Source organism: Stenotrophomonas sp. LMG 10879 (assembly GCF_002750935.1).
Classification (GTDB): domain Bacteria; phylum Pseudomonadota; class Gammaproteobacteria; order Xanthomonadales; family Xanthomonadaceae; genus Stenotrophomonas; species Stenotrophomonas lactitubi_B.
In genome coordinates this window covers 93,082-112,478 of sequence record NZ_PEJT01000005.1, presented here as the reverse complement: position 1 = coordinate 112,478, position 19,397 = coordinate 93,082, and the positions used below count along the sequence as shown (strand labels likewise).

The following is a 19,397-nucleotide window of genomic DNA, read 5'->3' as shown; positions in this document are numbered from 1 at the left end:
GAACATGTTGGGTAAATTGACGTGGGAGGCCGTGCCGCTGCACGAGCCGATCGTGGTGGTCACGCTGGCGGCCATGGTGCTGGGTGGCCTCGCGCTGCTCGGCGCGGTGACGTACTTCAAGCTGTGGGGCGTGCTGTGGCGCGACTGGTTCACCACCGTGGACCACAAGAAGATCGGCATCATGTACGTGGTCGTCGCGCTGGTCATGCTGGTGCGCGGCTTCGCCGATGCGCTGATGATGCGTGCACAGCTGGCGGCCGCCGGGCCGGGCAGTGATGGCTTCCTGCCACCGGAGCACTACGACCAGATCTTCACCGCGCACGGCGTGATCATGATCTTCTTCGTGGCCACCCCGTTCGTGGTCGGCCTGATGAACATCATCGTGCCGCTGCAGATCGGCGCGCGCGACATGGCGTTCCCGTTCCTCAACGCCTTCAGCTTCTGGATCTTCGTGGTCGGCGCTGCGCTGATGATGATCTCGCTGGGTGTCGGCGAATTCGCCATGACCGGCTGGGTCGCCTATCCGCCGCTGTCGGGCATCGAGTTCAGTCCAGGGGTAGGTGTCGATTACTACATCTGGGCGTTGCAGGCGTCCGGCATCGGTACGTTGCTGACCGGCGTCAACCTGTTCATCACCATCCTGCGCATGCGTGCGCCGGGCATGACGTTGATGAAGATGCCGGTGTTCACCTGGACCGTGCTGGTCACCAGCGTGATCATCATCGCCGCCTTCCCGATCCTGACCGTGGCCCTGGGTGCACTCACCCTGGACCGCTACCTGGACTTCAACTTCTACACCAACACATTGGGTGGCAACCCGATGATGTACGTGAACCTGGTGTGGGCCTGGGGCCACCCGGAGGTGTACATCCTGGTGCTGCCGGCGTTCGGCATCTTCTCTGAAGTGACCGCCACGTTCTCGCGCAAGAAGCTGTTCGGCTACACGTCGATGGTCGGCGCCACCCTGGCGATCGGCATCCTGTCCTTCATCGTGTGGCTGCACCACTTCTTCACCATGGGCTCGGGTGCCAGCGTCAATGCCTTCTTCGGCATCATGACGATGATCATCGCCATCCCCACCGGCGTGAAGATCTTCACCTGGCTGTTCACCATGTACGGCGGCCGCGTGGAGTTCAGCGTGCCGATGCTGTGGACCATCGCCTTCCTGGTCACCTTCACCATCGGTGGCATGACCGGCGTGCTGCTGGCCATCCCGGGCGCGGACTTCCTGCTGCACAACAGCCTGTTCCTGGTGGCCCACTTCCACAACACCATCATCGGCGGCGCGCTGTTCGGCTACCTGGCCGGCTTCGTCTACTGGTTCCCGAAGGTGTTCGGCTTCACCCTCAACGAGCGCCTGGGCAAGTGGTCCTTCGCCTGCTGGGTGATCGGCTTCTACCTGGCCTTCATGCCGCTGTACATGCTCGGCTTCATGGGCATGACCCGGCGCATGAACCAGTACGACAACCCGGCGTGGACGCCGTACCTGATCGCTGCGTTCATCGGTGCGCTGTTCGTGTTCGCGGGCATCATCCTGATGCTGGTGCAGATCTACGTCAGCGTGCGGGATCGCAAGCGCAACCTCGACCTCACCGGCGACCCGTGGAATGCACGCACGCTGGAATGGGCCACGCCGTCGCCGCCGCCGTTCTACAACTTCGCCGTGGTGCCCAAGGCCGATGAGCTGGATGCCTTCCACGAAGCGAAGAAGCGCGGCCTGCCGCCGCCGCCGAAGAAGTACGCACCGATCCACATGCCGAAGAACACCGGCGTGCCGTTGATCCTCAATGTCTGGATCCTGGTGCTGTGCTTCGCCCTGGTCTGGCACATCTGGTGGATGGCCGGTGCCAGCTTCATCGCGATGATCGTCACCCTGATCGCGCGCTCCTACAACGAGGACGTGGATTACTACGTCAGCTCCGAGGAGGTGGCGCGTACCGAAGCCGCCAACCACGCCAAGCTGCAGGAGGTGCGCGCATGAACCTGTTGACCCGTCCGCAACTGGACAGCGATGCGCTGGTCCACGACGATCACCATGAGCACGACCATGCCCACGAACAGGGCGGCATGAAAGTGTTCGGCATGTGGGTCTACCTCATGTCCGACCTGGTGCTGTTCGGCTCGCTGTTCGCCTCGTACGCGGTGCTCAGCACCGCCTACGCCGGTGGCCCCACCGGCAAGGAGCTGTTCTCGCTGCCGTTCGTGATGGCCGAGACCTTCATCCTGCTGGTGTCCAGCATCACCTACGGCCAGGCCGTGCTGGCCATGCACCGCTTGGACAAGGCAGCGGTGCTGCGCTGGCTGGGCGTGACCTTCGTGCTCGGTGCCTCGTTCATCGGCATGGAGCTGTACGAGTTCTCGCACCTGATCCATGAAGGTGCCGGCCCCAGCACCAGTGCCTACCTGTCGGCGTTCTTCGCCCTGGTCGCTACCCACGGCCTGCACGTGGCCAGCGGCCTGATCTGGATGGCGGTGGTGATGCACCAGGTGTATCGCCGTGGCCTGACCCCGACCAACATCACCCGCGTGTCCTGTCTGAGCCTGTTCTGGCACTTCCTGGACCTGGTGTGGATCTGCGTCTTCACCTTCGTCTACCTGATCGGAGCCTTCTGACATGACCCACGTCGAAACCTCGCGCGCCGGCAATGCGCACGGTTCCACCAAGTCCTACCTGATCGGCTTCGTGCTGTGCGCGCTGCTGACGGTGGTGCCGTTCGCACTGGTGATGAACCCGGTGCTGTCGCGGCCGGTCACGCTGTTCCTGCTGGTCGGCTTTGCTGTCGCCCAGATCCTGGTGCAGCTGGTGTACTTCCTGCACATGGACCGCAAGTCCGAAGGTGGCTGGAACCTGGCCAGCTTCGTGTTCACCCTGGTGATCCTGTTCATCGTGGTCGCGTTGTCGATCTGGATCATCTGGAGCATGCACTACCACATGATGATCAACTGACCGTGGCCGGGGCGATCGGCAAGGAGTGCGCGATCGCCCTGGCACCTCAGCCCTCTCTCCCCCAGGGCAGGCCTGACCGAGACCGCGCCCACCTCGTGTTGGTGGTACCCGTGATGCGTGTTGCTTCCGTTGTTCGTTCCCTTCGCCTGCCGCTGCTTGCCGCAGGCCTGGCACTCGGCCTGCTGGCCGGCTGCAGCGCGCAGTCGCGCATGGATTTCTATTCCAAGGACATCGCCTGCGAGGAACTGGGCCAGCACTGGACCATGCCCGACAGCGCCGGCACCCTGCGTGGCCCGAAGGACCTGCAGGGGCAGGTGACCTACCTGTTCTTCGGCTTCACCAGCTGCCCCGACGTGTGCCCGACCACCATGGTCGAACTGAGCCAGGTCAAGCACCTGATGGGCAAGGATGCCGACCAGTTGCAGGTGGTGTTCGTCAGCGTGGACCCGGCGCGCGATACACCCGAAGTCGCACACACCTATGTGCACGCGTTCGATCCGAAGGCGATCGCGCTGGTGGGCGATGAAGCGCAGCTCTCGGCGATGGCCAGTGACTTCAAGGCGTTCTACGAGAAAGAGCCCGGGCAGCTGCCGGATACCTACACGATGAGCCACATCGCGGGTGGCTACGTGTTCGACCGCCAGGGCCGCCTGCGCCTGTTCGCACCCTATGGCATGCCGGTGGAACAGCTGTTCTCGGACGTGCAGCGGTTGCTGCTGGAGCCGGAACACCCGGCTGCCGGCAGTGAAGCACTGGCCAGCTGTAGCCTCGCCCATAGCGACTCACTCGCCGCGCGCTGACGCTGGTGGGTGCCAACCTTGGTTGGCTCGTCCGGATCTGCTCCTAGTAGGTGCCAACCTTGGTTGGCACAGCTGTAGAGCCGAGCCCATGCTCGGCTCAGCGCGACCCGTCCCGACAGGGTCGCGGCTGACTCACGGCGCCAAGAGCCGACGTATCGATAGTGGAGACGGTCGGAGTCATCCAAGAACTCGACATGAAGGATGCTTGGTCAGGAATTCCGTCAGCGAACAGTACGCAATCGACAATAACGGTCCCGGCGTTGGCTCGATAGGCATCCACGGGTGGTCGCGAATCCCCCGGAATGGCAGCCATTCCAGTCATCGGAACTGTGAGGACCACTCCTTCGTCAAAATAGTCGTTGATTGCTTCGAAGATCTCGTCGATGACGTCTACTGGAACAAGAAATCGCTCTGACAGCACTTCGCGGTTCCTTGCGGAAATCGCTGCAACGAACTTCTGCAGTGCGGCGTACTGATCTCCAATGATAGCAACATCCAACGTGCAGCCCCCGCCGAGTACCCGGCTCGATTGAGAGGACATCAGGATACGGCTGGACGCATTTCGTGCCACGTGGCGTTTGCGACATTCACTAGGGACAGCAGCCGAGCATGGGCTCGGCTCTACACGTCCACGGCACGCTCGCGGTGAGGGTCCCCGGTAGGTGTCGACCTTGGTCGACACGATCACCCATGCACCAATCCCCCGGCCGGCCAGGAGAGCCAACCGACCGGGGGCACCACGCAACGCCCTAGATCACTTCTTCTCTTCCCACTGCACCACGTCCGGCTCGGCTGCCTTGACGCCCGCGGTCGACAGCAGCCGGGTGCTCGCATCCAGCGCCGCGTTCACCGACGGGTACTCCACGATGGCCAGGCCTGCGGCCTTGGAGACCTTCACCACGGTGCCGCCAGTGGCCTTCGCCGCGCGCTGTGCAGACGCCGCATCGGTAAAGAACACCTTCACCCGTGAGGTCGCCACCACCGGAGCACCATCATTGGATACCGCCGCCGCGAACTTGCCGGCACCGGCATCAGCGCCGCCTGCTGCTGCACCATCCAGCGAACGCTTGCTGCGCGCGCTGGTCGTGGTCGCCGCGGCCTGCGGGGTGATCGTGAACTGACCGCCGGCGGCCTGCTTCACGGTGGTCGAAGGAGACAGCTGGAAACGCGCGCCGCCCACATCGAACGATCGGCCGGTGGCGGAGGCTTTCAGTTCCTGCGCATCCACGGTGGACAGGCTCCTGGCCGGTGGGGTCTGCCCCGAGCTCTGTGCCCAGGCAGGGGAGGTCATCGCCGCGAAGGCGAGCGTGCTCAACAGAATGGTCGTCTTCATCATCAGTGCCCCAGAACGCGGATCTTGAAGAATTCGAGGTTGCCGCGCGATGCAGCGTTCGCGGCCTGCCCCATGTCGGTTACTTCCAGCGTCCAGGTGCCGGTGGCGCTTTCATCCAGGAAGGCATTGCTGGACAGCAGATCCCAGTTGGTGAAGTTGCGCTGCACGCCACCGGTACCCGAGCCGATGGCGGTGAACGCCGGCTGCACCACGCTGCGCGTGCCACTGGGCGAAACCAGCACGAACTGCAGCTGGCGGGTGTTGCTGTGGTTGACCCGGAAGCCCAGCTGCACCGACTCGATGTTGCGTGCGCCATTGGCCACCTGGAAGGTCAACCGCGCGGCAGCGTTGGTGGTGTTGCCGATGGCAACGGTGCGCGTGGTGGTGCGCCAGCCGGTGTCCAGCAGCGGCCCCAGCGACTGGAAGGTCTCGGCGACCTGCACCGCACGCGCCGCGTTGACCACACCGAAGCCGTACCAGTTGCTGTACGCGCGGTTGGCAGCGTTCACCGTCCAGCCCGGCACCAGCGTGCGACCGTCGGCCAGCGTCACCGCCGGCTGGTTCGGGTGGTTGCGGGTAGCGGTGGTGGCCAGGATGTACTTCACATCGCGGTAGGACAGGTTCGGATTGGCCTCCAGCACCAGCGCCGCCACGCCCGACACCATCGGCGCCGACGCCGACGTACCGTTCATCTTCGCCGTGTAGTTGCAGGTGCTGTCGATGGCCGACAGGTTGCTGTCCAGTGTGTTCTGGCGGTTGGTGTTCTTGTTGCTGCCCTGCGTGCAGCCGGTCACGTCGGTGGTGACGATGGCCGGATCGTACGCACGTGCCACCAGGTTCGGCGCGTACTGCGCCTGCAGGCCGTACTCGCCGCCAAACGCCGACACCCACAGTGCCGAACCGGTGGACGAGTACGACGAGCGCACGCCGTCGGCGCGCACTGCACCCACGGTGATCACGTTGAACAGGTTGTTGCGTGGATCGCGACCGGCCGGCACGCAGCCGGTGTTGCGGTTCTTGGTGTCGGTGGTGCAGACGTCCTGGGTCTGGCTGATCGAGGCGTTGTTGAAGTTGTTGCCGGCCGACTTCACGTAGATGCCGCCGCGGCCACCGCGGGTGCCCGACAATGCCTGCTCGTACGAACTCACCGTGTTCTGGCTGTAGGCCACGGGCAGGTTGGGGTTGCCAGGGCCTGCGCCCCAGCTGTTGTTGAACACCTGCACATCGGCCGACTCTGCGCCATCCCACCAGGCGTATTCGATGTTGCTCTGCTGGTTGCCCTGCGCATTGGACGCCAGCACGTTGAAGCCCTTCAGCGTCGCCGCCGGGGCTACGCCGCGCACGCCCAGGTTGTTGGCGCCCACCGCACCGGCGATGCCGCCCACCATCGTGCCGTGGTTGTCGGCATCGGGATTGGATGGCGTGGGGTTGTTGGAGCCATTGGCGAAGTTCTTGCCGGCCACCGCCGCCACGTTCGCGGCCAGATCCGGGTGGGCGATCTGCAGGCCGTCATCGACAATGCCGATCACCACGCCCTGGCCGCGGATACCATTGCGGAACAGGCCATCGACATTGAGATCGTTGCCGGCCACCGGCAGCGTATCGGCCGGCACCGTCTGCCCGGTATTGAGCAGATGCCACTGGATACCCGCCAGCGTGTCGGCCTGTTGCGCCTGGGCGGTAAGGGCCAGGCTGCCCAGTACCAGGGCAGTGGCCAGGGCCAGGCGCGCAGAGCGCGGTGGCGCGGAGCGTTGCGTGTGTCGCTTCATACACGAATCCTTCTGTTGTGAATCGGCATGGCAGGACGGCGGGGCGGATCTGCCCCATCGCAACGAGCCAAACGCGACACAACGAACAACCCCCTACCTCTTCACACAGCCAATGTGCTGATGTGCCAAATGCGTCACAAACACTTATGCCGTCTGGTAATCACGACTGCGCCGCTCTGGCCTGAGCGCCGGTAGATGCCAACCTTGGTTGGCACACCCCCGCCATGCCACCATGCCTGCAGCCCCCGGAGGACAGCGGATGACACGCCCCAATGCCCGCGCCCATGCCGATCTGGCCCCGCTCACCGTGGCCACCATCCGCAAGGTGGTGCTGTCGATGTATCACCGGCGCCACGATTACTGGACCGACGCCGACATCGCCGAGCTGCCGCCCGTGCTCACCGCGTTCAACATCACCACGGTGAAGCAGCTGCGCCTGCTGATGAAACGGCACCGCCGCGCGCTGCTGAGGGAGGAGAGGGAGAAGATGCCCCGGGCACAGACGCTGGACCTGCTGGCCGAGGGCGGCTGGCGTGGCATCGATGTACACGCCAACACCAGCTGGTACGCGATTGGCGGCCTGGTCCGCATCAGCATGGAACATGAATTCGGCTTCGAGACCATGCTGCCGTTCCATGAGATACGTGCAGACGAACCGGCGTAGCGTGGAAACCGTTCGACCGCTGCGGCAAGAGCTGCCGAGCATGGCTCGGCACTACAGGGCGTCGTCGCGCCGCTTCCCGGGCAGCTGTGCTACTACAGCCCGTGCAGCCCTTCCCCGTACGGAGCACGACCATGGTCAACCCTGTCGCCCAGGCCCACCGCGGCCTCGGCACTACACTCTTCAGCCTGTTGAACCCGATACCGTTCGGCTTCTTCGTGGCCGGCCTCATCTTCGACATCCTCTACCTCAACACCGCTGAAGTGATGTGGGGCAAGTCGGCGGCATGGCTGATCACGTTCGGCCTGCTGATCGCCATCCTGCCGCGCCTGATCAACCTGTTCGCGGTCTGGCGCCGCAACGGCACCGCCACCGGCACCGACCGCCTCGATTTCCTGCTCAACCTGGTCGCCATCGTGCTGGCCATCTGGAACGCCTTCGTGCACAGCCGCGACGCCTATGCGGCGGCGGTACCGGGTACCCTCCTGTCCGCGCTGACGGTGGCACTGATCGCGCTCGGTTTCATCCTGCTTTCGCTGCAGCAGCCGGTGCTGCAAGGAGCCCGTCATGGCTAAGCGCATCCTGCCCGTCGTGGGCGTGCTCTCGCTGGCATTGGCGCTGGCCGCCTGTGCCGGCAAAGCCGAGTACCACCCGGCCGATCAATCCGGTGCGCAACCACCGCTGCCTGCGCCGCAGAACTACCTGATGCCACCGATGCAGGTGCCCAAGGGCGTGGGCTGGGCCGAGGGCCAGTCACCGTCGGTAGCCGATGGCCTGAAGATCGAGCGCATCGCCGCCAACCTGCAGCATCCGCGCCGGCTGCTGTCGCTGCCCAACGGCGATGTGCTGGTGGTGGAAGGCAATGGCCCCGGCGAAGAGCCGGTCACCACGCCCAAGCAATGGATCGCCGGCAAGGTGAAGGCGCGCTCGGGCAAGGCCGGCAAGGGCGGCAACCGGGTCACCCTGCTGCGGCGCACGCCGGGTACCAACGCCTGGACCCAGCACGTCTATATCGAAAACCTGCACTCGCCATTCGGTATCCAGCTGATCGGCGACACGCTGTACGTGGCCAACACCGGCAATATCATGAAGTACCACTACGTGCCCGGCGAAACCCGCATGTCCGACAAGGGCAGCGAGTTCACCGACCTGCCCAGCACCATCAACCACCACTGGACCAAGGAACTGCTGGCCAGCCGTGATGGCAGCAAGCTGTATGTGGGCGTGGGCTCCAACAGCAACATCACCGAGAACGGCCTGGCCGTCGAGTACCGCCGCGCGGTGGTGCTGGAAGTGGACGTGGCCACCCGCGGCAGCCGCATCTACGCCTCGGGCCTGCGCAATCCCACCGGCCTGGACTGGGAGCCGAGCACCGGCAAGCTGTGGGCGGTGGTGAACGAGCGCGATGAGATCGGTGCCGACCTGGTGCCGGACTACCTCACCTCGGTGCAGGAGCATGGCTTCTACGGCTGGCCCTACAGCTACTACGGCCAGCACGTGGACGAGCGCGTGCAGCCGCAGCGGCCGGACCTGGTGGCCAAGGCAATTCGCCCGGACTTCGCCATCGGCTCGCACGTGGCACCGCTGGGCCTGCTGTTCTACACCGGCCAGGCGTTGCCGGCGAAGTACCACGGCGGTGCCTTCATCGGCGAGCACGGCAGCTGGGACCGCTCGCCGTTGAGCGGCTACGAAGTGGTGTACGTGCCGTTCAAGGACGGCAAGCCGGCCGGCCGCCCGGAAGCGGTGGTGAGCGGGTTCGCGTCCAAGGATGAGAAGACGCTGATGGGCGCGCCGGTCGGCATGGCCATCGATGCCGAAGGCGCGTTGCTGGTCGCCGACGATGTGGGCGACGTGGTGTGGCGGGTGTCGGCGAAGTAGCCGGCCGTCCGCACTTCGCAGGCTTTCTGTAGAGCCGAGCCCATGCTCGGCTGACGTGCGCAGCGCGGGGTTTCCACGCCCAGATGGAAGAGCAGCCGAGCATGGGCTCGGCTCTACAGCGCCGACGACCCGCTGCGGAAGCCACTGAACACCGATTCGGCCGCAAAGCCCACACCGCCCAGCAGCACACCGAAGTACACCACCGACGCCACCACGAAGCCGTAGCCGGCCGCCACCGCAGCGCCATCGCGCTGGATGAAGCCGATCGCAAATGACATCAGTGCCAGCGCCGGCAGCGTGTTGCTGAAAGGAATCGGTCCGGCCGGCAGCATCAGCAGGATCGTCGCGAACACCAGCGCCAGGTTGTTCAGCCGCATCATCTTCTTCGAGCGCACCATCGCTGCCAGCCGCATCGGCCGCGACAGCCGCTCCATCCGATGCACCCATTTCAGGGCACGGCCCAGGTTGGCTTTCAGCTTGTCGGTGGCGATCTGCTTGTCGGCCAATCGCTGCGGCACCCACAACGGACGGTCGCGCACGCGGCTCAGGCCGATCAGCAGGATGGACGCACCGAATACCGTGCTCAGCCCGGGAATCGACACCGGAATCAGGAAAATCGCCGACAGCAGGATCACCACCAGCATCAGGCCTTCGTCGCCCAGTGCGTGCAGCAGGGTGCCGACGCGGATGTGGTCGCCGGGCAGGCCGTCGATCAGGTCTTCAATCTGCTGGGCAAGCGGGGCGGTGTCGCTGGCGTCTGGCGCTTGGTAGGTCATGCGTCGAAAGCGTGTCTAGGGAAGGGCGGTCGATAGGGCCGTCCTGCGGTGGGGGACGCACAGGCCCCATGAGTATCCCCGGCCAGCGCCGCGCGGAGGTGAACGATGCATGAGGTCGGCGTTGTGCGGCGGCCTGGCCTAAAATGGGCATCCCCCGCACTGGTTGAAGATGATGGACATGGGTCGCAGGCAATCGACCATCGAACTGGTCGCCATCGATATGGATGGCACCCTGCTGGACCCCGCCCACAAGCTCACTCCGCGCGTGAAACAGGCCATCGCCGAGGCGCGCGCGCTGGGCGTGCACATCGTGCTGACCAGTGGCCGCCCGGTTCCCGGCCTGGCGCCGTTCCTGCAGGAACTCGGCATCGAGGGCGACGACGATTACTGCATCGCCTGCAACGGTGGCCTGGTGCAGCGCATCGGCCCGCGCGAGACGGTGGTCGAGTATCCGCTCAGCTTCGACGACTTCGTGTACTGCGAACAGGTCGCCCGCGAGATCGGCGTGCATTTCCAGGCACTGGACGCACAGCGCATGTACACGCCCAACCAGGACATCAGCATCTACACCGTGGCCGACTCGCATCTCTCGCGCATGCCACTGTCGTACCGCCGCGTGGCCGACATGGACCCGGGCATGTCCTTCATCAAGCTGATGATGATCGACGAACCAGAGGTGCTGGACGCTGCCATCGCGCGCCTGCCGGCTGCGCTGACCGAGCGCTTCGCGGTGCTGAAGAGCGCGCCGTTCTTCCTGGAAGTGTTCGACCGTCGCGCCGGCAAGGGGCCGAGCCTGCAGAAGCTGGCCGAGCACCTGGGTATCGACCGCGCCAACGTGATGGCCATCGGCGACCAGGAAAACGATCTGACCATGCTGCGGTACGCCGGCACCAGCGTGGCGATGGGCAATGCCATCGATGCGGTGAAAGCCGTGGCGCGTTTTGAAACCGCCAGCAATTCCGAAGACGGCGTCGCGCAGGCGATCGAGCGCTTCGTGCTGCAGTAAGCCGGTAATGTGAAGAAGGACGCCGCCGCGCACGGCGGCGGCGTCCCACCAACGGTTTTACTGGCAGACGTACTCGTTGCCCGACTGGACGCTCTCTACATCGAGCTCATGGTTCTGGATCTCGATCGTTTCCATGCGGGTCGAAACAACCACCGCACGGGCACCGACGTTGCACGCGGCGGGCAGGCCGCCAGCGTAGACCTGCCCATTGATCGCATACGCCAGGCCGTAGCAGGCCGAGCCGAGTTTCTGCGAGTCGAAGTGGCAAGCATTGAGCTGGTTGTTGGCCGATGCGCTGGCGGCGTTGTAGTTGGTCGTCCAGCCGCTGAACGGATCGTTGGCGCAGGTACCCGGGAAGTCCTGGATCGGCGTACCGCCGGTCGTGCAGGTGTGTTCCCATGCGCTGGAGAAGGGGCTTTGTTTGAAGTACGCAGTGCGGCCGCTGTCGACCCATTGCGCGGCGGCAGCATTTTCGGCGAAGGCGGACAGGCCGAGCAGGCACAGTGCAGTTGCGGCGAGCGGTTTCAATCCATTCAACATGACGTTCGTCCTTTGAAGTGTCGAGTTAACGCGTCGGAGCCTTGCATGGCAGCGTGTGCGGAAGGCATCGCAAAGGTCCGCGCGGCCGCCGCGGACATGATCATTCAGCTTCCAGGGCGGCACAAGTCGAGCCAGGCACGAAAAGTCGAAAGGCTGACGGAGCGCACATACATCACATTGCAACGTGCAAGTGATAGTGCAGCATCGAAAGCGATACCTGCGTATAGCCGCGCTTTACCACGGTGCAATGGCGGTATGGGCGGGCAGATGCAAGAATTCCGCACGTCGAAATCACCCCGCCGCATCACCCGGAAGATCACCGCTTCCCTCCGCTGCTGACCGGCGCGCACCGCGCCGTCATTCCTTCAACGCAATCGCCGCCAGCCAGCGCGCCGCACACCGGTGCTGCATCGCGCTGGGCGTGCGCCTGCGCCACCTTCCCCCTGCACCCTGGATCTGCCCATGAACACTCCACCTACGCTTATTGCCTTGGCGATCGGCACCGCTCTCGTTGCACCGCTGCACGCCGCAGAGTCCACCGACGCCGCGCACGACACCCCCACCACCCTGAACGCGCTGCAGGTCGTCGCTACGCCGCGCGGTGCCGCTGGCACGCCCACCCAAGTGGTCGGCCCGAATCGCTACGTCATCAACGCCACCGATTTGGATGCGATGGTGTCGGGCAACAACGGCCTGTCGATGCTGAAGAACGTGCCGGGCGCCAGCTACACCGCCACCGACGGTCTCGGCCTGGACATCTCCGCCACCAGCCTGTTCGTGCGCGGTTTCCGCATGAATGAAATGGGCATCACCTTCGAAGGCGTGCCGCTGAACGACAACGGCTTCCTCTCGCTCACCGGCACCAGCGTGGTCAATGTCGGCGTGCCCGATGGCATCGGCTCGATCACGGTCAGCCCGGGCGGTGCGCCAGTCAGCGTGTTCTCCAGCAGCGTCAATGGCGGCAGCCTCGAGTACCGGCTGGCAGAGTTGCAGGACACGCCCAGCCTGCGCATCAAGCAGGGCGTGGGCAGCAACAACACGCTGGTCACCACCGTCTCGGGCCAGAGCGGCCAACTGGGCGAGCACGGCCCGAAGCTGCTGGTCGACCTGCAGCGGGTGTCGGCCGACAAGTACCAGGGCGCCGGCACGCAGAAGTTCCTGCGCGGCGACCTCAAGGCCCAGCAGGATGTGGCGTGGGGTGACTTCACCGTCTTCCTGTCCGACAGCAAGGCCGCGGTGTGGGGCTACAACAACATTTCCTTCGACATGATCCGCAAGCTGGGCTGGAAGGCCGACAGCTTCTATCCGGACTATGCGTGGGCGTACTACGTAGCCTCGCCGGAGAACGCCGACAAATCCTGCGGCGCCTACACCTGCGGTGAGCTGTCCGAACTGATTCCGTACGACACCGGCCAGGTGACCCGCGACCGCGTCGCCTCGATCAACCACCGTTTCCAGATCACGCCCGCGCTCAGCGGGAACGTGCAGCTGTACAACGCCAACAGCCACACCCAGGCCACCCTGACCGACCCGACCGTGCCGTCACCCAACGGCGCGCCCTTCTCCGAACAGGTGCAGACGCCCCGGCTCAACCGCTTGGGTGGCATGTTCAACCTGCAGTTCGAGGCCGGTGCGCACACCATCACCACCGGCTTCTGGCAGGAGAAGAGCAAGGCGGCCGCCAAGACCGAGTGGTACCAGCAGCCGCTGCTGGGCGAGGGCAAGCCACTGAAGGCCACCGGGCCGTTCGATGTGTACGGGCCGGCGTTCCAGACCGACAACGCATCCAGCTGGGTGACCCGTTCACGGCAGTTCTACCTGCATGACAACTACGCTGTCACCGAGACGCTGGTGCTGGGGCTGGGCTTCAAGGCGGTGGACTTCAGCACCACCGGCGGTGGGATCGGCGACGCGCCGGAGCGGCCGGTGAACGGCACGCTGCGCGCCAAGAGCAACTTCCTGCCGCACGTGTCGCTGTACTGGAGCCCGACCGACCGGACCGATGCCTTCATCGATCTGGCCAACACCATGAACGGCTATCGCGTGGCCCAGCGCGGCAACATCGGTTACACCGCATCGGCCTGGACCATCACCGACCAGGAAGAGTTCGACCGCGTGGCCGGCACTCTGCGGCCGGAGAAGAACTGGAACCTGACCGTCGGTGCCAGCCATCGCTTCGACCGGCTGACGGTTACTGCAGATGTGTTCTACAACGACATCCGCAACCGCCTGCTGTCGGCGGCGGTCGGCACCCAGTTCGCACAGATCAATACGGTGCGGCTGATGCCGAAGATGCACGTGATCGGCGCCGATCTCGGCATCACCGCCGACCTCACCGATCATCTGCAGTTCTACCAGGGCATCGCACTGGCGCGCTCGTACTACGACAGCGATTTCGTGGTGGGCGATACCGTGTACCCGATCAAGGGCAACGCACAGCCGGGCTATCCGCAGCTGTCGCTGGTCAGTGACCTGTCCGCGCACTTCGGCGGCTGGCGTTTCGGTGCCACCAGCACCTCGTACCTGCGCCAGCCCTTCACCTATGAAAACGACATCCGCGTGCCGACGTTCTGGCAGGTCAACGCATACACGGCCTACAAGCTGGGGCCGGACAGCCTGGTGCCGGGGCTGGAGCTGCGACTGGACGTGAGCAACCTGTTCAACCGCAACAACATCGGCACTGCCACCATCGCCGGTTCGTCGTTCTCGGGGGATTACCAGACCCTGCAGCGCAGCGCCCCACGGCAGGTGATGCTGAGCACGTCGATGTCGTTCTGAGATACGGAACGGGGTCGGATCCCTTTGCCACGCAAAGGGCTCCGACCCCATCCGCTGTTTGCACGATCTGCACTGATTTCGTGGCACCAACGCAAGGTTCCCACAATGTTGCTGGGTCATCCTGTACGCATGGCACAACAGAACCCCCGTTTCCCTCCGGTCCGCAGACGCGCCCATGGACGTCCGCGTCCGGTGCCGTTCGCCGCACCGACGGTCGACCTGGAGGCCGAGTACCAGTTCTGGCAGGTCTATGACCGCGTGGTCCGGCCCCTGCCCGGGGGCGGCTTCCGCCTGGCCTGGCTGGTGCTGCAGACCGTATACCGGGCGCGGGCGCGCCATCCCGACGACACCCACAAGCGCGCGCTGTCACGCGTGCTGTTCGGCGCGAACATGACCGCCGACCGCGCCGCCGAGCTGGAGGAGCTCTACGCGCTCGTCAGCCGCCGGCTGGCAGCGGTGGCGGTACGCGGCCAGGATCCCCTCCGCATGATGGGATCCTGATCCGCCCCGCATCACCCGCCACGCGCGACACCGTCTCCGTCAGCTGACCTTGCAGGGCATGCAGATCCGTCCCACCCCGCCGGCACCGGCGCGCAGGTCAGGGTCGAAGAATTCCTCCTGGCTGCGGATCTGCCCGCAGCGGCTGCAGACCTTCTTTTCCTTCGACTCCAGCCCCTGCACCTGCTCGATCACCTGATCGACCGCAGCCGAGCGGATCTCCGTACCGGCCACTTCAATCAGGCGATAGAGCCGGTCGGACAGTGTCTGCACAGGGTCGCTGCCGAGGTTGAAGCGGTTGATGCGCAGGAAGCGATAGCCGTAGCTTTCCAGCGTCAGCTGTCGCTCGACATCGGCCTCGACCAGATAGCGCTCGTGGTTGCCCACATGCACCGGCTTGTCGCGGCGGAAATGGAACTCGAAGCCGTCGTACTCGATCACGATCTGCAGTGCGCCGCGCACGGTCTGCACGGTCACCAGGAAATCCACGCGCCACGCCGGATGCTGGTAGGTCGGGTCAAGCTGGCGCAGGTAGTCGCCCACCGGGAACTGCGGAATGATCTCGACAGCATCGCCATGTGCGAGTACGAACGGCGTCTGCTGCAGCCACTGCAGCACCTTCGATTCCATCGGGCTGCGCGCGTCGGTCTGCGCGGCGTCGGGCGCGGGGCGTTCCAGTTGGCTGGCGTAGTAACGCAGCGCATTGCCGATTGCGCCGCGGAACGCATCGACCGGCATCGAATGGACGAACCAGATCGCCTCCTGCGCACGGGAGAAGCCGACATTCAGGCGCTGCACCTTCAGCTTGTCCTCCACCGCATCCACCGCGCCAGTCAGGCTGATCGGGAAGATGTAGTTCAAGGCATCCTGGCCGGCGGTCGCCACCATCGAATAGAAGATCAGCCCGCGTTCCTCGCCCTGGCAGGAGTCGACCGTCATCACCTTCAGCCGAAGCCGGTCTTCGAACTCGCGGCCGCGCGGATGGTTGAACAACGCCTTGGACAACAGCGTCTGCTGCTCGCGGAACGGCGTGATGATGCCCACCGTGGGCGGCGCATCCGTATCCAGCAGTTCCACCAGGCGCTCGGCAATGAACGCCGCTTCCGCGTCGTTGGTGCTGCGGCTGGTGCGGTGCCCACTGGCATCGACCTGGCTGAAGCGGATCACTTCCTGCAGCGGCCGGCTGCGGATCTTCAGTGCCTGCAGCTGGTGGTTGTAGAAGGTGGAGGACGAGAACCCGATCAGTTCCGCATAGCTGCGGAAATGCTTGCGCAGCATCACCGAGTACGAGGCCGAGAGCGAGCAGAACTCCAGCACCGAGCGCTTCACATCGAACATGGCCAGCCGTTCCAGCACGTCGGCCTGCTGGCTGACGTTGGTGCGGAAGTAGTTGACCAGGTCCGAGCGGTACTTGTCGTTCAGCGCGATGCTGGCGTTGGCGGCCTTGACGTTGGAGAACTGCTTGGAATCGCCCAGTACGACCACCTTGCGCGCGCGCAGCAGCGCCGGCAGCGCCTGCGCCACCGAGACCTGCGAGCCTTCATCGATCACCAGCACGTCGAACAGGTCCGGCGCCAGCGGCATGTACTCGCCGAACTCGCGGATGCTGGCGATCATCACCGGGAACGACTCGCGCACGCTCTCGAACTTGTCCACCGGGAACTTCTGCCGGTTGGCGATCACCCCTGCCAGCGCGCGGGCGTCGGCACGGTGATGGTCCATGAAGCTGATCAGGCGCCCATCCACGTGGGCATTCATCACCGAGGTGTTCAGGCGTTCCAGCTTGGTCTTGGTACCGACATAGTCGTACTGCGGCGCGTCGACGAAGGCCTTGCGCGTGGCCATCCAGCCCTGCAGGAAGCGCAGGGTCAGCGCCCACAGCGCCGGGTCGTCCTTCGGCTCGGCCAGCAGGGTCTCGACGATGGCAGGATTGAGCCGCGCCAGCAGGGTCATTGCCTGCCGTGCAACCGCCGCACCCGGTCCCGGCGCGGCGCCGTGGGCGATCTGCCGGTAGCTGGCCGGCAGCTGCGCGCCCAGGCCTTCGGCCTCCAGCTTCATGCGCAACGCGTTTGCGCCCTGCACGATGGCCTGCAGCGCTGCTGCATCGTGCTTGAGCAGCAGCGGGCGGGTGGTACCCAGTTGGTTGAGCTGCAGTTCCAGCCCGCGTACGGCGTTGCCGCGCAACAGATAGCCCAGCACCGGCATCTTCAGCTGCTGGTATTGCAGCAGGATCGTGCCCAGCAGCCGTACCTGGTCGGCATCCAACGACTCGAACAGCTCCCAGCCGTCAACCGGTCGGTCGGCAAGGAAGGCCGTTGTCACTGCATCGCGACGGATGCGCTCGTCCAGCGACGCCGGGGTGTAGTCCGTGCTGCCGAACAGGTCGGCCAGATAGGTTTCAAGCACGTCGGCCTGTGCGGTCACCGCTTCCAGCTCGGCCAGCACGTTGGCATCCATCACCGCGTGCACCTGCTGTAGCACCGCAGGCGCGCGTTCGCCCAGTTCCGCCTCCTGCTCGTGCATGGCCTTCACGGCGGCAAGCGAGACACCCCCCAGCGTCTGCACGGTGCTGGAAATGGCCTGCCGCAGCGTCTGCGCCGTGTCCTGGCGCTCGCTCTCAAGGGCGGGCTGGTTGGCCTTCATGGCCTTGGCGAAGGCCGAAATCTGGCTGATGGTGCCGGTGGAAGTCAGGCGCTTGAAGTTGGCTGCCTGCTGGCCCAGCCGCAGGATCGGATTGGGGAAATCCCGATCGTGGCGAACCCGGCTCATCGCATCGGACAGCTTGTCGTACACCACGTCCAGCGCTTCGGTCTTGTCCGACAGCACCAGGCAGCTCTTCTTGTTGAACGCACAGTCGGCGGCAATGGCGGTGATGGTGTGCGACTTGCCGGTGCCGGGCGGCCCTTCGACCACCACGATCCGCCCCTGCGGCTCGCGCACGGCCAGCAGGATCTTGCGCTGTTCCTCGTTCAACGGGATGGGCGAATCGAACACCATGCGCTCCACCAGCGGCAGCGCATCCCACGCCGATTCCACCCGTTCCCCGATCGGTTCGGGGTTGCGCATCAGCACGCCTTCCACCATGCCGTGGAACAGGTCCACCAGCTTCGACCCACCGTTGCGGGCCTGGTCGATGATCTCTTCGAAATCATTCAGCAGCGCTTCGTCGGCGCGCTCGAACGCAGCCAGGTGCAGCGCAGGCGACAGCGCCACGGTGGCGGTGGACGCCTCGCTGGCGGACGAGGACAGCGAGACTTCACCGCCCAGATCCACCGCATTGGCCACCTGGCGGAACAGAGATGCCGCCACTTCAAACAGGCTTTGTGCCGGGTCGAGGTACTGGATGCGCTCCTGGATCGGCGACACCCATTCGCGCGCCATGCCCACGGCCAGCTCCTGCAGCACGAAGTCGATCGCGCGGCGGTTGGCGAACAGGCGGTTGCTGAGGGTCAGGGTATAGCCAGACCCATCCTTGGCCCGCACCACATCCAGCGGCAGATAGAACACCGGGTACTGCACGCCTGCGTACTTGAGCGTGCCCACGTAGAGATACAGCTGCAGGCCATCGCCGGTGGCGACATAGGTTTCCAGGTCGCGGAACTCATGGAAGGCATCGGCCGCCACGAAGTTCTCGAAGAAGGCCATCAGCGCACTGATCGTGCCGTCGCGGGTCAACTGGTGCTCGCAGGCCTGCTGCAACGGCAGCTCGTCGCCGGTGGCGAGCAGGCGTGCCAGCACTTCCGGCAGTGTCTGGTACAGATCGACAACCGAGCGCGTGACCAGGTCCGATTCAGCCGCGTGCAGCGAATCCATCACCCAGTACGCCTGGCCCTGCAGCGGGCCGGCCAGATGCGCGATCAGCGGCCGCACCACCTGCACGCACATCGCATCCACCAGGCTGCCCTGCACCGATTCCACCCAGGCTTCCGGGTCTTCCAGGGCACCGGCCATGCTGGCGCGCGCCTTATCCAACACGGCCACACGCACCGTGGCGATGGCGGTCTCGCTGATGGCGTTCACCTGCTCTTCGACAATCCGACGCAGCGTCGCGCTGATCGGCCGCGTGTAGCTGCGCGGGCCGATGGTGAACGAAAGTTCCTCGCCGGAGGGGCGGCTGAGCAGCTTCCACAGCTCCTTGTCCAACGCCGGGTAGGGCGCGGTACGCATGCCCGCGCGGAAGCCGGAATCGCTGGTGAGCACGATGCGGCGCCGGGGCGCCTGCGCGCGCTTGAAATCCGACTCAAGGAAATCGCGGAAGTACTGCGAGATCCGCACCGCGATTTCGCGCATCTTGGTTTCACCCAGTGGCCCGCCGCCGGTTGCCGCAGGTGTCAGCGGGGTGGATGCATCGGAGGTCGGCAGGTGCGGCGGCTGGGGAGTGCTCATGTATGGCTGGGCGGGCACCTGGCGA

General features: G+C 65.1%; 16 protein-coding genes. 10 read left to right on the top strand and 6 right to left on the bottom strand.

The window, feature by feature from the left end; translation table 11 throughout:
- Positions 1-4: 4 nt before the first annotated feature.
- The 4 genes from cyoB to CR919_RS09220 all read left to right on the top strand — a co-directional run bounded on the left by cyoB (position 5) and on the right by CR919_RS09220 (position 3,747).
- Complete coding sequence (cyoB, locus tag CR919_RS09235) at positions 5-1,981, top strand: cytochrome o ubiquinol oxidase subunit I (RefSeq protein WP_099819763.1); 1,977 nt, start codon at positions 5-7, stop codon at positions 1,979-1,981.
- On the top strand, positions 1,978-2,613 hold the full coding sequence (cyoC, locus tag CR919_RS09230) for a cytochrome o ubiquinol oxidase subunit III (protein ID WP_080149637.1): 636 nt from the start codon (positions 1,978-1,980) through the stop codon (positions 2,611-2,613). The genes cyoB and cyoC overlap by 4 nt, the downstream gene beginning before the upstream one ends.
- Before the next feature lies 1 nt (position 2,614).
- Entirely contained in the window at positions 2,615-2,947 is a 333-nt protein-coding gene (gene cyoD, locus CR919_RS09225; protein ID WP_099819762.1) for a cytochrome o ubiquinol oxidase subunit IV, read from the top strand.
- A 113-nt stretch (positions 2,948-3,060) separates the two neighbouring features.
- Complete coding sequence (locus tag CR919_RS09220; protein WP_099819954.1) at positions 3,061-3,747, top strand: SCO family protein; 687 nt, start codon at positions 3,061-3,063, stop codon at positions 3,745-3,747.
- Between the two features lie 97 nt (positions 3,748-3,844).
- On the opposite strand, the gene CR919_RS21045 is transcribed toward CR919_RS09220, so the two are convergent.
- From CR919_RS21045 to CR919_RS09210, 3 genes are all read right to left on the bottom strand, one after another.
- Entirely contained in the window at positions 3,845-4,288 is a 444-nt protein-coding gene (locus tag CR919_RS21045; protein WP_133119600.1) for a hypothetical protein, read from the bottom strand.
- A 213-nt stretch (positions 4,289-4,501) separates the two neighbouring features.
- Positions 4,502-5,083, bottom strand: a complete 582-nt coding sequence (locus CR919_RS09215) for a DNA breaking-rejoining protein (protein WP_099819761.1) — start codon at positions 5,081-5,083, stop codon at positions 4,502-4,504.
- Positions 5,083-6,849: a S8 family serine peptidase gene (locus CR919_RS09210; RefSeq protein ID WP_099819760.1), complete on the bottom strand. Its 1,767-nt coding sequence runs from the start codon at positions 6,847-6,849 to the stop codon at positions 5,083-5,085. The genes CR919_RS09215 and CR919_RS09210 overlap by 1 nt, the downstream gene beginning before the upstream one ends.
- 259 nt (positions 6,850-7,108) lie before the next feature.
- Between CR919_RS09210 and CR919_RS09205 the strand changes: the two genes are divergently transcribed.
- From CR919_RS09205 to CR919_RS09195, 3 genes are all read left to right on the top strand, one after another.
- Positions 7,109-7,513, top strand: a complete 405-nt coding sequence (locus tag CR919_RS09205; protein ID WP_099819759.1) for a hypothetical protein — start codon at positions 7,109-7,111, stop codon at positions 7,511-7,513.
- A gap of 131 nt (positions 7,514-7,644) precedes the next feature.
- Positions 7,645-8,085 (top strand): DUF2231 domain-containing protein, encoded by a 441-nt coding sequence (locus CR919_RS09200; protein WP_089237509.1) that lies wholly within the window; start codon positions 7,645-7,647, stop codon positions 8,083-8,085.
- Positions 8,078-9,388: a sorbosone dehydrogenase family protein gene (locus CR919_RS09195; RefSeq protein WP_099819758.1), complete on the top strand. Its 1,311-nt coding sequence runs from the start codon at positions 8,078-8,080 to the stop codon at positions 9,386-9,388. Before CR919_RS09200 ends, CR919_RS09195 begins: the two co-directional genes overlap by 8 nt.
- A gap of 113 nt (positions 9,389-9,501) precedes the next feature.
- Here CR919_RS09195 and CR919_RS09190 read toward each other — a convergent pair whose 3' ends face one another.
- Positions 9,502-10,164: an exopolysaccharide biosynthesis protein gene (locus tag CR919_RS09190; RefSeq protein ID WP_099819757.1), complete on the bottom strand. Its 663-nt coding sequence runs from the start codon at positions 10,162-10,164 to the stop codon at positions 9,502-9,504.
- 172 nt (positions 10,165-10,336) lie between these two features.
- On the opposite strand from CR919_RS09190, the gene yidA reads away from it, so the two are divergent.
- The gene (yidA, locus tag CR919_RS09185; RefSeq protein WP_099819756.1) at positions 10,337-11,170 is read left to right on the top strand and encodes a sugar-phosphatase; all 834 of its coding nucleotides are present in this window, start codon (positions 10,337-10,339) and stop codon (positions 11,168-11,170) included.
- Between the two features lie 57 nt (positions 11,171-11,227).
- Here yidA and CR919_RS09180 read toward each other — a convergent pair whose 3' ends face one another.
- Positions 11,228-11,710, bottom strand: a complete 483-nt coding sequence (locus CR919_RS09180) for a hypothetical protein (RefSeq protein ID WP_099819755.1) — start codon at positions 11,708-11,710, stop codon at positions 11,228-11,230.
- A gap of 462 nt (positions 11,711-12,172) precedes the next feature.
- On the opposite strand from CR919_RS09180, the gene CR919_RS09175 reads away from it, so the two are divergent.
- On the top strand, positions 12,173-14,488 hold the full coding sequence (locus tag CR919_RS09175; RefSeq protein ID WP_099819754.1) for a TonB-dependent receptor: 2,316 nt from the start codon (positions 12,173-12,175) through the stop codon (positions 14,486-14,488).
- A 192-nt stretch (positions 14,489-14,680) separates the two neighbouring features.
- Positions 14,681-14,989 carry a hypothetical protein gene (locus CR919_RS09170; RefSeq protein WP_243380029.1) on the top strand — a complete coding sequence of 103 codons (309 nt, stop codon included), beginning with the start codon at positions 14,681-14,683 and terminating at the stop codon, positions 14,987-14,989.
- A gap of 39 nt (positions 14,990-15,028) precedes the next feature.
- On the opposite strand, the gene CR919_RS09165 is transcribed toward CR919_RS09170, so the two are convergent.
- Positions 15,029-19,372: an AAA domain-containing protein gene (locus tag CR919_RS09165; RefSeq protein ID WP_099819752.1), complete on the bottom strand. Its 4,344-nt coding sequence runs from the start codon at positions 19,370-19,372 to the stop codon at positions 15,029-15,031.
- Between the last annotated feature and the right edge of the window lie 25 nt (positions 19,373-19,397).